This is a genomic window from Calothrix sp. NIES-2098 (assembly GCF_963875125.1).
Taxonomy (GTDB): domain Bacteria; phylum Cyanobacteriota; class Cyanobacteriia; order Cyanobacteriales; family Nostocaceae; genus Aulosira.
On the sequence record NZ_CAWNKJ010000001.1, the window covers coordinates 3,980,056 to 3,993,894 of the forward strand.

Annotated in this window: 10 protein-coding genes; 2 read left to right on the top strand and 8 right to left on the bottom strand. The window is 44.4% G+C overall.

The window, feature by feature from the left end; all coding sequences use genetic code 11:
* Window positions 1–197 precede the first annotated feature (197 nt).
* Window positions 198–425, bottom strand: a complete 228-nt coding sequence (locus tag AACU33_RS16720) for a hypothetical protein (RefSeq protein ID WP_096589752.1) — start codon at window positions 423–425, stop codon at window positions 198–200.
* Between the two features lie 169 nt (window positions 426–594).
* Between AACU33_RS16720 and AACU33_RS16725 the strand changes: the two genes are divergently transcribed.
* On the top strand, window positions 595–4,995 hold the full coding sequence (locus tag AACU33_RS16725) for an NB-ARC domain-containing protein (protein ID WP_096589753.1): 4,401 nt from the start codon (window positions 595–597) through the stop codon (window positions 4,993–4,995).
* 969 nt (window positions 4,996–5,964) lie between these two features.
* The gene (locus AACU33_RS16730) at window positions 5,965–6,363 is read left to right on the top strand and encodes a hypothetical protein (RefSeq protein WP_096589754.1); all 399 of its coding nucleotides are present in this window, start codon (window positions 5,965–5,967) and stop codon (window positions 6,361–6,363) included.
* A gap of 386 nt (window positions 6,364–6,749) precedes the next feature.
* Here AACU33_RS16730 and AACU33_RS16735 read toward each other — a convergent pair whose 3' ends face one another.
* The 7 genes from AACU33_RS16735 to AACU33_RS16765 form a co-directional block, all read right to left on the bottom strand.
* Complete coding sequence (locus tag AACU33_RS16735) at window positions 6,750–8,000, bottom strand: multidrug effflux MFS transporter (RefSeq protein ID WP_096589755.1); 1,251 nt, start codon at window positions 7,998–8,000, stop codon at window positions 6,750–6,752.
* Between the two features lie 113 nt (window positions 8,001–8,113).
* On the bottom strand, window positions 8,114–9,016 hold the full coding sequence (locus tag AACU33_RS16740; RefSeq protein WP_339376078.1) for a sugar phosphate isomerase/epimerase family protein: 903 nt from the start codon (window positions 9,014–9,016) through the stop codon (window positions 8,114–8,116).
* A 26-nt stretch (window positions 9,017–9,042) separates the two neighbouring features.
* A complete protein-coding gene (locus tag AACU33_RS16745) occupies window positions 9,043–9,783 on the bottom strand; it encodes a hypothetical protein (RefSeq protein WP_339376079.1) in 741 nt (246 codons plus the stop codon).
* A 374-nt stretch (window positions 9,784–10,157) separates the two neighbouring features.
* Window positions 10,158–10,985: an ABC transporter ATP-binding protein gene (locus AACU33_RS16750; RefSeq protein WP_096589757.1), complete on the bottom strand. Its 828-nt coding sequence runs from the start codon at window positions 10,983–10,985 to the stop codon at window positions 10,158–10,160.
* Window positions 10,986–11,028: 43 nt separating this feature from the next.
* Window positions 11,029–12,072, bottom strand: a complete 1,044-nt coding sequence (locus tag AACU33_RS16755; RefSeq protein WP_096589758.1) for a FecCD family ABC transporter permease — start codon at window positions 12,070–12,072, stop codon at window positions 11,029–11,031.
* A complete protein-coding gene (locus AACU33_RS16760) occupies window positions 12,069–13,100 on the bottom strand; it encodes a FecCD family ABC transporter permease (RefSeq protein WP_096589759.1) in 1,032 nt (343 codons plus the stop codon). The genes AACU33_RS16755 and AACU33_RS16760 overlap by 4 nt, the downstream gene beginning before the upstream one ends.
* Window positions 13,093–13,827, bottom strand: coding sequence for a hypothetical protein (locus AACU33_RS16765; protein WP_096589760.1), 735 nt, complete (start codon window positions 13,825–13,827; stop codon window positions 13,093–13,095). Before AACU33_RS16765 ends, AACU33_RS16760 begins: the two co-directional genes overlap by 8 nt.
* Between the last annotated feature and the right edge of the window lie 12 nt (window positions 13,828–13,839).

Genomic DNA, 13,839 nt, shown 5'->3' on the forward strand with positions numbered 1-13,839 from the left:
GTTGTACAAAAACCCTCGCGCCCTCATCCCCTAACCCCTTCTCCCTCAGGGAGAAGGGGAATTGAATCTGTTGCTCCCCTCTCCTACAGGGAGAGGGGCTGGGGGTGAGGGCAAAACCTTGCAACCAAGCGGGTTTCACGTTAAGTTGACACCAATGACTAGCGCCGTGCCCCTAGGGTTAATATTTTTGGCAGAATTTACCTTTGAACCTTTGGCTTACTTTCACCCTTTCTGGGCTTTTTCTCCTCCAAGCTTTTGACTTTGACCAACACCGGAATATATTGTTGAATCAACCAAGTTAAAGTCTCAAGCGTTGAGTTACCTCGCTCGATACGGGTTTTGGCTTGTAAGCCAATCAGCAATAGTTGCATTGCCAGTAACAAAGCAATGGTTTTACCGAGAATATCTTGGCGTTGGCGTTTCATGTGTTCATCCCTCAAAGAGTTGGTAGCTAAAGCATCTCTTTGGGGTTGTGACCGTAAGCAAATACCCCAATCTCGTGGAAAATCGCTTAAAATCAGGATTTAAGAAGCTTGGGGTAGCGAGTTTTTATTTGGGGTAGCCCTAAACTTCCCGATCGATTTTGGCAAAGCAATGGCGCGAGAACCTAGTAAAGGCCCTCTAATTCAAAAGCGAGTTAAGCGTCTGTTGGCGGCGTTGCTTTGTTTCGCGGCTGGGGAATTTGCGGAAGATAACTTTAATATTGAGTACGACTGGAAAGAAGAAGACAGTGCTAATCCCAAGCTGACTATTAAAACAACTCTGGTGACTTTGGAGTTGTTGACGCAAAAAGACAAAGATCCAGGTAAGTTAACTAAAACGCAAATACGAGAAGCGCTGAACTTGCTCAAGGATTTTGCCAAAATTCTCGAAGATAACCGGATTCAAACCCAAGGTTCTGATGAGTGGCACTTTACTTTAAAGCTATGGTCAACGGATAAAGAAAAGAACCTGAAACAGTTTGATGAAGAATGGGAAAACAAAAGACCAAAGAAATCTAAAGAACTAGAAGCTAATTACACTCAAGATGAGGGTGTTGCTGATGTACCCCAAAGTAAACTGGCGATATTTCAAGCGCCACCTTTACCCGCACACTTTGTAGAACGCCCAGAATACAGCGATGATTTAAAAACTCGCCTCCTCACAGAAGATAATCGCACTTTGGTAATTACGGCGATTCACGGCTTGGGTTCGGTGGGAAAATCGACTTTAGCCGCAGCTTTAGCAGTAGATGCAGAGATACAAACGCGGTTTTGTGATGGTATTTTGTGGGCAACATTAGGTCAACAACCAGATGTGCTTTCTCTTGTTAGTGGCTGGGTGCAAGCACTAGGAGACTATAGCTTTAAACCTACCAGTGTAGAAGCAACTACCAACCATCTGCGGACGTTGCTTTATAACAAAGCCGTGTTGCTGGTGGTGGATGATGCTTGGAATACGCAAGATGCACAAGCGTTTAATGTGGGTGGGGTGCGGTGTCAGGTTTTAGTAACAACTCGTGAAGGGGCAATTGCCGATGCCTTAGCAGCCAGCACCTACAGCCTGGATATCATGAAACCAAATCAGGCAATGGAATTGTTGACGAAGAAATTAAGACGGGAAATTACAGGTGCAGAACGTCAGTTAGCAGAAAATTTAGCCAAAGGCGTTGGTTATCTCCCCCTAGCCTTGGAACTCGCAGCCGCCGAAGTTGCCTGTGGTACGACTTGGGATGAACTATTGAGCGATATTCAGCAAGAAGTAGCCAGATTAAGAAGTTTTGACCGACCGGAAGCTGAAGAAATTACCGATGAGGCGAGTTTAAAACGCCTGAGTTTAACGGCATCATTAAACTTGAGTGTCAAGCGAATGCCTCAAGAAAAGCAGCAGCATTTTGCTTGGTTGGGGGTGTTGCCGGAGGATGTCAACATTAATAAGATGATAGCGGCGACGCTGTGGGCAATGGATGAGCGTGATGCTGCTAAAACTTTGCAATATTTACGGAATAAGGCATTGCTATTAACAGGAGTACCGCTTGCTGATGGTACGCCTACCTATCGATTACATGACTTATTCCACGATTTAGCCTGTAATTTGTTAACTGCTACGCCACAGCCAAAGCGGATAGGAGATTTGCCAGGGTTAGGTTTAAATCTTGCTGATGCTCACGCTGCTTTGTGGGAGAAGTATCGGCAGAAAACCCAAAATAATTTATGGCATACCTTGCCGAATGATGGTTATATTCATCAGCGTTTAGTTTGGCATTTGGAGAAGGCCGGACGGGTTGAGGAGATTCACTCTTTATTGCACGAAGAGTCGGCAACTGGCAATAATGGCTGGTTTGAAGTGCGGGAAAAGTTGGGACAAACTGGGGGTTATATCACGGATATTTCTCGTGCTTGGGAATTAGCAGAGGCGATTTGGGATGAATCAAGCTTGCCGCAAGTGGTGGGTTGGCAGTGTCGCTATGCTTTAATTACGGCTTCTGTTAATAGTTTGGCAACTAAGTTACCAGTAAAACTGCTGATGGCGCTGGTCAAAAACAATATGTGGACTCCTGAACAAGGACTAGCTTATGCTGTGCAAAACCCAGAAGCAAAGGAGAAAGTAACAGCCATAGCAGAGTTAGTTAACTATTTACCGCCAAATTTAGAGAAACTAGCACTTTCAGAAGCACTCACCGCCGCACGCTCGATTCAGGATGAGTATTATCGCGCCGATGCCTTGAGTGCCTTAGCTGCGAATCTGCCACCAGAGTTGTTAGCAGAAGCACTCACCGCCGCACGCTCGATTCAGGATGAGTATTATCGCGCCTGTGCCTTGAGTGCCTTAGCTGCGAATCTACCGGAGGTATTACCAGAAGCACTCACCGCCACCCGCTCGATTCAGGATGAGTATTATCGCGCCGATGCCTTGAGTGTCTTAGCTGCGAATCTGCCACCAGAGTTGTTAGCAGAAGCACTCACCGCCGCACGCTTGGTTCAGGATGAGTATTATCGTGCCTCTGCCTTGAGTGCCTTAGCTGCGAATCTGCCACCAGAGTTGTTAGCAGAAGCACTCACCGCCGCACGCTCGATTCAGGATGAGTATTATCGCGCCTGTGCCTTGAGTGCCTTAGCTGCGAATCTGCCACCAGAGTTGTTAGCAGAAGCACTCACCGCCGCACGCTCGATTCAGGATGAGTATTATCGTGCCTCTGCCTTGAGTGCCTTAGCTGCGAATCTGCCGGAGGTATCACCAGAAGCACTCACCACCGCACGCTTGATTCAGGATGAGTATAATCGCGCCGATGCCTTGAGTGCCTTAGCAGAGAAACTGCCGGAGGTATTACCAGAAGCACTCACCGCCGCACGCTTGATTCAGGATGAGTATAATCGCGCCGATGCCTTGAGTACCTTAGCTGCGAAACTGCCGGAGGTATTACCAGAAGCACTCACCGCCGCACGCTTGATTCAGGATGAGTATAATCGCGCCGATACCTTGCGTGCCTTAGCTGCGAATCTGCCACCAGAGTTGTTAGCAGAAGCACTCACCGCCGCACGCTCGATTAAGTCTAACAAGTATCGCGCCGATGCCTTGAGTGCCTTAGCTGCGAAACTGCCAGAGGTATTACCAGAAGCACTCATTGCCGCACGCTCGATTAAGTCTAACAAGTGTCGCGCCGATGCCTTGAGAGCCTTAGCTGCGAATCTGCCACCAGAGTTGTTAGCAGAAGCACTCACCGCCGCACGCTCGATTCAGGATGAGTATTATCGTGCCTCTGCCTTGAGTGCCTTAGCTGCGAATCTGCCACCAGAGTTGTTAGCAGAAGCACTCACCGCCGCACGCTCGATTCAGGATGAGTATTATCGTGCCTCTGCCTTGAGTGCCTTAGCTGCGAATCTGCCAGAGGTATTACCAGAAGCACTCATTACCGCACGCTCGATTAAGTCTAACAAGTGTCGCGCCGATGCCTTGAGAGCCTTAGCTGCGAATCTGCCACCAGAGTTGTTAGCAGAAGCACTCACCGCCGCACGCTCGATTAAGTCTAACAAGTATCGCGCCTCTGCCTTGAGAGCCTTAGCTGCGAATCTGCCACCAGAGTTGTTAGCAGAAGCGCTCACCGCCGCACGCTCGATTAAGTCTAACAAGTATCGCGCCGATGCCTTGCGTGCCTTAGCTGCGAATCTGCCGGAGGTATTACCAGAAGCACTCACCGCCGCACGCTCGATTCAGGATGAGTATTATCGCGCCAATACCTTGAGAGCCTTAGCTGCGAATCTGCCGGAGGTATTACCAGAAGCACTCACCGCCGCACGCTCGATTCAGGATGAGTATTATCGCGCCAATACCTTGAGAGCCTTAGCTGCGAATCTGCCGGAGGTATTACCAGAAGCACTCACCGCCGCACGCTCGATTAAGTCTAACAAGTATCGCGCCGATGCCTTGCGTGCCTTAGCAGAGAAACTGCCGGAGGTATTACCAGAAGCACTCACCGCCGCACGCTCGATTCAGGATGAGTATTATCGTGTCGATGCCTTGAGTGCCTTAGCTGCGAATCTGCCACCAGAGTTGTTAGCAGAAGCACTCACCGCCGCACGCTCAATTCAGAATGAGTATTATCGTGCCGATGCCTTGAGTGCCTTAGCTGCGAATCTGCCAGAGGTAGTACCAGAAGCACTCATCGCCGCACGCTTGATTGAGCCTAACAAGTATCGCGCCGATGCCTTAAGAGCCTTAGCTGCGAATCTGCCACCAGAGTTGTTAGCAGAAGCACTCACCGCCGCACGCTTGATTAAGTCTAACAAGTATCGCGCCGATGCCTTGAGTGCCTTAGCTGTAGGTCTGTCACAAATGTCATCTGCCACACTTTTTCCTCTTTGGCAAGATACACTTCATCAGCTATCTCTTCGCACTCGCCCTAATTTACTACAATCTATCAAGGCATTGTTTCCAGTTATCTTTGCATTAGGTGGTGAAGTTGCAATGGCAGAAGTTGCCCATGCGATCGCAGATGTAGGACGATGGTGGAAATAATTCGTAATTGAAAGCACTCTATCTGTTCTAAAGTGCGATCGCCCAAATTTATTGTTTTAACACTACACTAAGCGTAGGCATCACCTACCAAACGACCCTCAATTATCTGCCAATGCTCGTAATGCGATCGCAGATTCAGGTAACATCCTATATTTAAGCGTGGTCAGCGCTTGAGAAATCATCAAACTACCCAGTATTCTGTTCAAATTATATAGTAAAGGCGATCGCACTCTCTGTCTCTACAAAACTGCGATGTCTACGACAAGCTGATGCTGCGTCTACGCAAAATCACCTCATCCATAGAGAACGCGATCGCATTTGTGACCAACCTGATCGGGTTGTTTATTAACGAGTACTCATCCATAGAGAACGCGATCGCATTTGTGACCAACCTGATCGGGTTGTTTATTAACGAGTACTCATCCATAGAGAACGCGATCGCATTTGTGACCAACCTGATCGGGTTGTTTATCAATGAGATCTCATTCATACAGAACCAGATCTCATTTGTAACCAACGAGTTGATTTTTTGCGTCAGACTAAGTAACCGCGCAATAATTAATTACAGTCATTGCGATTGCTTCATTTCGCTTCGCTACATTCGCAATGACATTGTGTAATTAATAGGACTTATACCAATTCTTTATGAAGATGCATATAATTAGCCCACGTAGGTGGGCTTTGTTTGTGTAGCCCCAGGCTTATAGCCTGAGGGCGTTAATGTGCAGCCTCACATAGAATTGGTATTACGCAACTGGCACATTGCGATCGCTATAGATTACGCATAATTACAGAATTATATTTCTAAATATTGTAAAAAAAAAGCCAAATATTTGTGATTTTCCCTGAGCCTTAATGCGGCTGTTTTAAGACAAGCTAACAGTAGCAGTGGCGTAAATTCAAAATTCAGAATTAAGTCGATAAATTTACGCCATGCTGTAGTAAAAAAGTTCATCAGGAATATTATCGATGACCCTACCCAAACGTTCATCTCGCATCCTCGAAAAAGCTCAAAAAAGAGCTTCTGGACTAGAAGCTATCGATCCGAATCTTGATTTTGGCAACTCTAACAGCTTGCAAAATATGCTAGCTCAAATTGAGCAATTACGCAGTAAGCTGCACACTCATAACAGTGCCTTGGCTGTAATTGATGCTTCCAGAACTGAGATCGATCAGCTAGAAAAAAGCTTGAGTGTTTTGTGTGAAAATTTGCTGATGTCAGTTGGCGGGAAATACGGAAAAGAAAGCCCCGAATATGTTATGGCTGGTGGCGTGCTGAAGAGCGATCGCGTCCGCAAAGGCACTATCACCCGGATAAAAACAGTTGCAGAGCAAGCTGCTGTTAAGTCTAATGAAACTGCTGAGTAACGCTGCGCAGAATTCCCGTTATACCAAATCAAATAATGTTTGCGACAAATCAATAATATTCTAGAGGTCACGGCAGTGCCCACCTGTGTCAACTTAAGCTAAAAGCTATATACGGCGCGTGTTGTACAAAAACCCTCGCCCTCATCCCCTCACCCCTTCTCCCCCAGGAGAAGGGGAATTAAATCTCTTGCTCCCATCTCTTGGTGGGAGAGGGGCTGGGGGTGAGGGCAGAACGTTGTCGCCAAGCGGGTTTCACGTTAAGTTGACACCAATGAACATTGTTGTGCCCCTACAATCTGTCGCATTCTTTTTTCAAATTGGTATGAGTTGGGTGCTTGGTTGCGATCGCTCGTCTTGGTCGGACATGAGGCTGCTTTTTAATTTAGCTAATTTTTTGTGCCACTGTGTAGGGCAAAACGGCGTTCAGCGGGTCGTGCCCATATCGTATAGACGGCGTAAGCAGCGATCGCAAATGCTGCCATCACACCAGACATAGCGATGACTTTGTCAACACCTTCGGTGAACGCACTGTGTCCATCATAGAGAAAAGCCACTAACCCACTAGCTAGTGAGCCGCCTAGCATTTGCAGAAATCCGACTACGGCGGCTGCAACTCCGGCATTTTCTGGTACTGGCTGGATGGCACCATGTATAGCATTCGGTGAAACTATGCCGCGACAAAAGGTATTCAGCACTAGCAACGGCATGAGGGTAGCAACTTGCGCTGCACTACTCATCGACACAACCACAAGTGCAACAGTGGAAACAACACCAACAATTAAGCTAACACTGAGTAATCGTGAAGGTGGCACGCCTTGGATACTCAAGCGCCCATTCAGGAATGAACCGACCGTAATTCCGAAGGCGGTGGATGCAAATAGCCAACCGTAAACTGTAGTTGAGACACCGAAAACCTTGAGCATCACTAGTGGCGATCCGGCAACGTAGGCAAACATACAGCCAAAGTACAGTGCATTGACCAGGGCATAGCTAAGGCAAATGGGATTGGTGAGAATTTTTCCGTAATTATTGATGAGCCGACGTGGTTTAATTGCATTGACATCGCGCCTCTCTAGAGACTCACTCAATCCAAAAGCAACAGCCAGCACGAGCAGTAATCCTCCCACAGCCAGCACACCATAAATTCCTCGCCAACCGACAATTGCCAAAACCCAACCACCAATTGTCGGTGCAATCATTGGTGCTACACTCATCACCAAGTTGACGTAAGAAAGTTGCGCCCGTGCTTCCGATCCCTCGAATAAATCGCGGACAATTGCCAACGTCACTACCATACCAGCACCAGCACCAGCACCCTGAACTAAACGCCAAGCAATCAAAGTCTCAATCGATGGTGCCACAGCACAGGTTGCACCAGCCAGTGCAAAGATTCCACAGCCTGCAAGTAAAACTGGTCTGCGTCCATAACGATCTGAAAGCGGGCCAAAACCAAGCTGCGCGATCGCAAAACCAAGCATAAATAAACTAAGTGTTAATCCCACCGCCCCTGATGAAGTTCTCAGTGCCGCACCGATCTGAGGAAATGCTGGTAGCCCCATATCGATTGACAAAGGCGGTAGTGCAGAAAGCGCCCCCAGCAGGATTGTAAAGCCCAGAGATTTGGGTTGAATTCGCATTTTGTCAGCTTTTTAGTTGTTCACAACTTTGAAGATTAATCCTTCTGCTCTCTGCGTTTCTTTGGTAATAGTGTTTTGAGTATTTTAACCGATCGAAAAAAGGCGCTTTATCTTTAAATCTTACAGATGAGCGATTGTAGAATAGTTGCACTCATATTTTCGTAAATCTTATTGAATTCATTATGCACTAAACGCAGATAAGCGATCGCTGCCTGCTTGCTGCGATTAGGAACTAGGAAATCCTCAATGGCGTAATCACCCGAATATCGGTTGCGGTTGAGCAAGCAGATGAGTTCGGGCCAATTTACCATCCCAGTGCCAACAGGTGCCCATTCCCAAGACCAGCCTTTATTGCTAGAGAACCAAGATATATTTTTCACATGGATGTTATCAATGTGGGAACCGATTAACTTTAGACCAAATTCCCAATCTTCTTTGCCTTCCACCATCATATTGGCGGGGTCAAAAGTAATCGCGATACAACCCGGATCGAGGTCGGAGGTTAACAGATAAGCGCTGCTAAAACTACTCATTACCGTTCCCCAGTGCAATTCCAGTAAGATCTTGACACCTGCTTTGTAAGCTTTGCGTTCGATCTGGCGTAGCTTCTTGTTTAAAGTTTTGATCAATTCCACTGGTTCGCGGTTAGTGACTTCAAACGAAGGAATGATTTCCTTAACATTAGCAATTTTAGCTACGGATGCACCATAACTTTTAGGCAGAACCAAGCGTGCTTTTGGCACAGCCATTTTCTGGCAGCATTCAAGCAGTTGGTCTACGGAGCGATCGTCTTCTACAGGTATGTAGGTGTTGAGTACTGGTACTGATAGATTAGCCTGTTGCAATTGTTGCTTGATGAAAGTACCTTGAGCGCTCAACTCCTGCAAACTTTTGTGGTAGTCGTCACTGACTCGCAGTTCGATTCCATGATAACCGGATGCTAAAGCGATTTCCACCACATCTGTAAACGAAAAGTTAGGTAAAGTAGCAGTACATAAATTTAGATTTAGAGACATTGGTAATTTCTCAATACTGCGTACAACTAAATCAAGGCCATTTCCTTTTGGAAATGATATATGAGTGGTCGATCGGGATGATTCAGGTTGTACAAAGCATACGCTAATAATTCTTGAGTCCATTGTGTAAACCAAGCAAACACCAGATTGACTTTTTCAATAGCCTCAGCACGTGTTTGTTCGTCTATTTCGATCTCTGCCAGGATGGCATGGTCGTTTGTCATCGCATGACCAGATTCTTTACTAAAATGGAATTCCCCACAGTAGCGTAATTGAATACCTGTTTCTGCTTCAATTTGTTTTGCTAATTTGCCAATCAGGTCAAACAAAACATTGCCTGTTTCTTCAATAGCTTCAATAATAGCTAGACGTACAATACTCGATGAACTATAAATTAAATGAGCCAGCTTGTGTGATAGTAAACGATTTACTGCTGTGCGATCGCCCCAGAAAAACTGTAAAGATTCAGTAGCCGAGATTTTTTCGCGATCGAAGCCCAATTTGATAAAGTCTTCCAAATACCAAGGCCAGTGATGATCGTCCTCATAGGAATGTTCGTTCACCATCGCCTGATACGGATCTGCGGTTGGTTCTTGGCGCATGACATAGCGATTGAGATCGCCAAAGCTCATGATAAAAGGAGCCATGCAGGGGTAAAATTCTAGGCGCTGACGAGCTGATAAGGTTTCATCCCGTAAAAAATCAAAAAATGGCAGATGGCTGTACTGTTTTTTGAGGTTTAAAATGTGACGTAATGTAGCTTTCATATTTTCTGTCCTGAGGCTAAAACTATTTATCTCTAGCTAAAGTTGTGTCGCAAATTTTTTTAAACACTAGAAATAGAGTTGTAATACACATACTGCGGCACTGTATGTAGTGCTTCTCTAATTTTTGTGGCACAACCGTTATTACTAGGTTCTCCTCTGAATTTAAAACCGTAAATAGGGATAATTTAAGGAGTTTGATTTTCACAACTCAACGACAAAATAAGGTAACTTAAGCTTAAATAAGAAAATTTAAGGAGAGGTCATCTCTGCTCTCACCGGGCAGGCTTTGGTGAAAAATCTGGAAAGTTAAGATCTCAGACTGTAGCTCAATAATTGTAGATGTTATACATCCGCGATCGCACGAGCTTTGTTTCTCAAAGGATGTTTTTACTTTTTCTCCCTACTGGTACGCACATTGGCGTTCCAGAAACCGGATCGGATACAATTCGACATTCCAATCCAAATACTTCTTTTACTACGTCTTCTGTAATTACTAAATTAGGTTCGCCAACAGCAAAAATTCTACCTTCTTTCACTGCTACTAAATAATCGGCGTAACGGCAAGCTTGATTCAAATCATGTAACACCATGACAATTGTTCTTTGCTGGTTTTGGTTTAACTCATACAGCAAATCTAAAACTTCTATTTGATGCGCTAAATCTAAAAAAGTAGTTGGTTCATCTAATAATAATATCTCTGTATCTTGAGCTAATGCCATCGCAATCCAAGCTCGCTGTCGCTGCCCGCCAGAAAGAGTGTCTAACTCGCGTGCAGCTAGTTCTTGCATTCTGGTAATTTCTAAGGCTATTTCTACTAACCTTTCATCTTCTTTTGACCACTGTTGTAACCAATTCTGATAAGGAAATCTACCACAAGCTACCAAATCTCGCACGGTTAATCCTTCCGGCGCAACGGGACTTTGAGTAAGAATTCCTAATTTCTTAGCTACTTCTTTTGTTGATAACTTAAATATATCTGATGTATTTAAATAAACCGTACCGCTAGAGGGCTTTAATAACCTCGCCAAACCCCGCAATAAAGTAGATTTGCCACAGCCATTTGCGCCGACTAGGGCAGTGATTTGTCCTTGGGGAATATCTAAGTTTAAATGCTTGATAATAGTTGTATCATCATAAGCTAAAGTCAAATTATTGGCTGAAAGCTGGTAATCTAGATTGTTTTTGGATAATGATATTGCCATAATTATATTTCAAAAATCTTGATTATTTGTAGGGTGGGCAATGCTACTGGCGATTTTTAATTAATAAATAAACAAAATACGGGGCACCAATTACAGCAGTAACAACTCCACAAGGAATTTCAATAGGCGCAAAAATAATTCTGCCAACAAAATCTGATAAAACTACGATTGCGGCTCCTGTCATTCCCGCCACTGGAATCAAACCTTGATGATTTCCCCCAACTAATTGACGAGCAATATGGGGAGCAATTAACCCTACAAATCCAATCGTTCCCGCTGTTGCTACTGCTGCACCAGAAAGGGCTGCACTAATTAATAATAAGAAACTACGCTGCAATTCAACTTTACTACCTAAACCTTTGGCAATATCATCTCCTAAGTTTAAAGTATTTAATTCTGATGCTTTAATTAAAGCTAAAGGTACAAATATAACTAACCAAGGTACAAAAGCAAAAATCTGTTCCCAAGTCCTACCGTAAACGCTACCAGCTAACCAAACCAAAGCCTGACTGACATCATATATTTGACCAAATGTTATCATTAAACTAGTAAAAGCACCCGCTACAGCAGAAATTCCTACACCAATTAAAATTAAGCGAACGGGGTGCAGTCCCCTATCCCACGCTAGGAAGTAAATCAATAAAGTTGTAACTAACGCACCAAGAAATGCTGATAAAGGTAAAACTCCTGGCGGAAAATTGGGGAATAATACAATTACACTCACAGCCGCTAGACTTGCACCAGCATTTATCCCAATAATCCCTGGATCTGCTAAAGAGTTGCGAGTTAAACTTTGCATAATTGTGCCAGAAATTGCTAAGGCTATCCCTACCAAACAAGCAGTGATTATTCTGGGCAAACGTAAATTATTAATTACAAAAGCATAATCGGCATTTCCTGTATCTATTCCTAATACAGTTTGAATAACTATTAGCGGCGGTGTGGGGTATTCTCCCACGCAAGTGTTAACTACCATTGCTGCTAATGTAATAATTGTGAGAACAAATAATATTTTCGGAACTTGATTTTGCAGCCGAATTGATAATCCTAGTTTTGCTGAACGATAAATTAGTGAATGATTCTTCATTTTTTTACCTGATATTTGGCTAAGTAAACGAAGAAGGGCGCACCAACTAAAGCTGTCATAATTCCAACTGGGATTTCTTGCGGTCGAATCAATAATCGCGCCAAAATATCAGCAACTAAAAGTAATATTCCGCCAAAAATTGCGCTGTAAGGCAAAATCCAACGGTAATCTACTCCAACGAAAAATTTCACGATATGGGGAATAACTAAACCAAGAAATCCAATTGAACCCGCAGCCGCAACGGCACTACCTTCTAAGAGTAAGACACAGCAAGCGGCGGCAATTTTTATGACTAAAGTTTGTTGACCTAAACCTTTAGCAATATCTTCTCCCAAGCTTAAAATGGTAATTTGTCTTGCTAAACCAAATGCTAAGATTAGACCAATACAAATGTACGGCAAGACTTGGAAAATAATCCCTTTATCAATATTTGCTAAGGAACCTGCTAACCAAAAGCGAATTTCTTCTAAAGTTCGCTGACTTACTATTAAAATTCCCGTTGTTAGGGAAGCGAGTAAGCTACTAATAGCTGCACCTGCAATCGTCAAATTTAGGGGAGTTATACCACTACGACCAAGAGATGCAAAAGTATAGACACTAATAACGGTGACACCTGCACCAAGAAACGCATACCAAATATAAACATTTGGTGCAGATGTGCCAAACAGAAAAATACTCATGACTACAGCAAAAGCTGCACCTGCATTTACTCCCAAAATACCAGGATCGGCTAAGGGGTTACGAGTCACACCCTGCATAATTGCACCAGCCGTAGATATTGCTGCACCCACTAAGATTGCTAAAAGCGATCGCGGTAATCTTATTGTCTGAATTACTAAATGTTCGTAAGAACCGTCAAACTGAATAAATGCAGTTAATATCTGATGCAGGGGAATATCTGCTGCACCGAAGGAAACGCTGAAAATTAGACAAATCAGCAGTATGAGCAATCCCACAATTAAACCCGCAACGGGAAATGTGAGGGATGGTGACAATTTTTGGGCTGATGAGGAAGCCGATCTACTCATTGTTAAGATTACTGGTTTCGAGCAGTGTAATAGTTGCTTGTGAAGATAAGCCAACACAAGCTGCTAGTTCTTCTAATGCCAAGCGTTCGCGTGCGTTTGTATTCAGCATTTCGGTTGCAGCTGCAACATAATTAGGATTCGCCAAACTAACTTGATGGGGAATATTTACTTGGGAATTGACGCTAGCGATCTGCCCAGTTTTCGCTTCCGCCACTGCTAGCTGCTGCATTCGATAGGCGGCTATTTTCTTAGCTTGGCGGGCTTGTAGATAAGCAAGGTAAAATTGTAAAACTGCTAAACGTTTTTGCTGTTTGGCTTCTTGCCAGCGCGCTGTTCTTAAAGGTAATTCCTGAATCACATTCAACAGTCTAATGGGATCGATTGTCATGCTTATCCCGAAACTACTCTCGCTTTCGGCTGCTAACTCAGGCAAGTTGTAATTGGTTGTGGTTTGCGATGGCGAGAATTCTAGACTCAAAACATTGGTGAAAGCACTCCATCCCATTGCCGCTTTTGCCTCCCTGACTTGCGAAGATCGATGCTGGGCGATCGCTACTAACTGCTCAATAATTTTCAGATCGCGATCGCTAATCTCAGTCTGAAGAATTTGCGGTTCGTAATTATTTAGCTGTTTGGTTTGGGACAATGCTGGCAAAGGTAGATTAATCAGCGTTATCCCAAGAATTATCTTCCAACTGTACAGGCAAGCTTTGATTGCATAACTCATAAGTATTTACTC